Raw genomic sequence first — 2,376 nt, 5'->3', positions numbered from 1 at the left:
GCAGCGTCCGGCTGTAGCGGAGCATTGCCCAGGCGATGACGGCGAGAAGGCTGATCGCTGCGCCGGCGCCGGCCAGCAGCATCGCGGTGTTACCCTGTGTCGAGAGCGCGGCGTAGAAAAGGATCGTTTCAAAGACCTCCCGATAGACCACCAGGAATGCGAGCCCGAACAGGAACCATCCCGACCCGCCCGATAGCGCCCGTGACATTTTCTCCCGGATATAGCGTTGCCACTGATCGGCTTGGGCCTTGCCGTGCATCCAGATTCCGACCGAGAGCAGCACGATCGCGGCGAACAGCGAGCCGAACCCTTCGGTCAGCTCCCGGCTCGCGCCGCTGATCCCGATCGCATAGGTGGCGACGGCCCAGGTAAGCCCGCCCGCGATGAGCGCCCCGATCCACCCGCCATGAACATAGCGCAAGGCTTCTGGCCGTTCCGCTTTGCGGAGGAACGCGATCATGGCGACCACGATCAAAAGAGCTTCCAGCCCCTCACGCAGCAGGATCGTAAAGGCCCCCAAGAAGGTGGACGCCTGCGTCGCGGCGTCGGGCGCGAGCGCCGCCTCGGCATCATCGAACAGGCCGCCCAGCACTGCCACTCGTTCGGCCACATCATCGGCCGACGTGCTGCTCTCCACAGCGGCGCGATATTCTCCCATCGCGCCTTCGATCCTGGACATGAGCGTCGGGTCGCGCGCCGAGAGCGTCGGTTCGATCGGCTCGAACCCGTCGAGATAGGCGGACAGCGCCAGTTCCTTTGCGCCGCGCCGGTCGCCGCGCCGGAACGCGGCGAGGCTTTGCGCAAGCTTGGAGCGAGCGACCGCGAGCGAGCCCGGGGCTTGTTGCATCACCTGATCGGGGTGGCGCCGCAGATAGGCGAGCACCGCGTCGGCTTTCGCCTGCCCGATGCTGCCCGCAAGCGCGGCGGGGGTGAGCGCGACCAGGGTTTTCAAATCGGGGATCCGCGCCCGCAAGCTCGGCTGGGACTTCCACAGCCGTTCGCCTTCGACCGCTTGCGCGTCGGTCAGGGCGAAGCTGCCAGCGCGGAACGCCAGCGCCCAGCGTTGATCGTTCGGCAGATCGGCGAAGCTCTGCATCGCGGTCCCGTCGATGCCTTGGCTTATCACCTGATAGAGCGCGAACACGCTGCGCTGGCGCGCCCGTTCGGCGTCGGTGAACGCGATCGGCGGCGGGTCGAGTCTGGCAGCGTCAGGCCCATGTCCGTCGCCGGTGAGGCCGTGGCAGGACGAGCAGCTTTGGACGTATAGCCTTGTTCCCATGGCGGGGTCGGGTGCCTTGGCGGGAGCGAGCGGCACCGGATAGGCCTTGAGCAGATCGGCGGCGAGGCCATGCGCGAGTGTCGCGACCTCTCGGGACGATCCCTTGCGGCCGATCACGGCTTCGAGCTGCGAAGCGCTTTGGATTAGAGATTGCCGCTCAGGCGTCGCGGGAAGTGCGCGGAGGCGCGTCGACACCCCAGCGGCGAACTCCGTCATCTCCGCGTATTCGGACGCGCTTATGACCGCGCCGTTGGCGACCGCACCGCCATAATCGACCGCCATATAGTCGAGCAGACGCCAAGCAGTTTGAACATCGCGGGTATCGGCCATCGCCGCAGCGGGGATCAACAGCAGCATAAGCGACGCGACCAGCGCGACCAGAGGTGACGGCATATGGGTGATCGATTCCAAGCTTCACTCGTCGCGGACTATGCGAACAACTCTCATTAGCAGTATTGGGCAGCGTGCGCGACCACCAATGGCAGGATGATGAACATCGCCGCCGGAGAGCTGGCGGGCGATCGTCTCCGGCGACAAGATCGTGACCGCGAACCCGGAGACGATCGGGGGGGTAGAAAAGCGGCAGCGAAGGCGCGTGACGGTGTGCGATGCGCGATCAAGGTTTTCGATGAGGCTAAGCAGTGATTGAAGATACTTTCAGATCACGTACTTGTCCCAGCTTGCATAATGCTCGGCGCTGCGCTTTCCCCTTGGAAAGCTGAGGCCGACGAGCGCAATGCCGGCTACGACCGAGGCCACGGCCCCAAGGTGACCAACGCCGTCGAGGAGGAAAGGCGCGGCCACAAGCCAGGCTCCGAACGCGACGTTGATCAGCCGCAGCGCGCGGGCAACTTCTGCGGTGGCGATGATCGCGACCGTGATGACCAGCGCACCCACAACGTGATCGCTGTTCGCCATACCGCCTTCCGTGCCGAACAGTATTCGGGTCAGCATCAGCAGGACGCCGATGACTGAGCTGCCCCCTTCTGAGTGGTCCATCGACTATTACAGTCTGGACCAAGGAAGGGACGACGAATGCCTGCGAAGAAGCACAAGCCCGAGGAGATTATCGGGAAGCTACGTGAGGTTGAGATCAT

General features: G+C 64.6%; 2 protein-coding genes. Both read right to left on the bottom strand.

What is annotated here, in order from left to right; translation table 11 throughout:
* Positions 1-1,672, bottom strand: a 1,672-nt coding sequence (locus tag MF609_RS19775) for an FTR1 family protein (RefSeq protein ID WP_242417752.1), incomplete at its 3' end; no start/stop codon positions are given.
* A 264-nt stretch (positions 1,673-1,936) separates the two neighbouring features.
* Positions 1,937-2,278: an SPW repeat domain-containing protein gene (locus MF609_RS19770; protein WP_242417751.1), complete on the bottom strand. Its 342-nt coding sequence runs from the start codon at positions 2,276-2,278 to the stop codon at positions 1,937-1,939.
* Positions 2,279-2,376: the final 98 nt, after the last annotated feature.

This window comes from Sphingomonas panni (genome assembly GCF_022664435.1).
Classification (GTDB): Bacteria; Pseudomonadota; Alphaproteobacteria; order Sphingomonadales; family Sphingomonadaceae; genus Sphingomonas; species Sphingomonas panni.
This window is presented reverse-complemented; position numbering and strand designations above follow the sequence as displayed.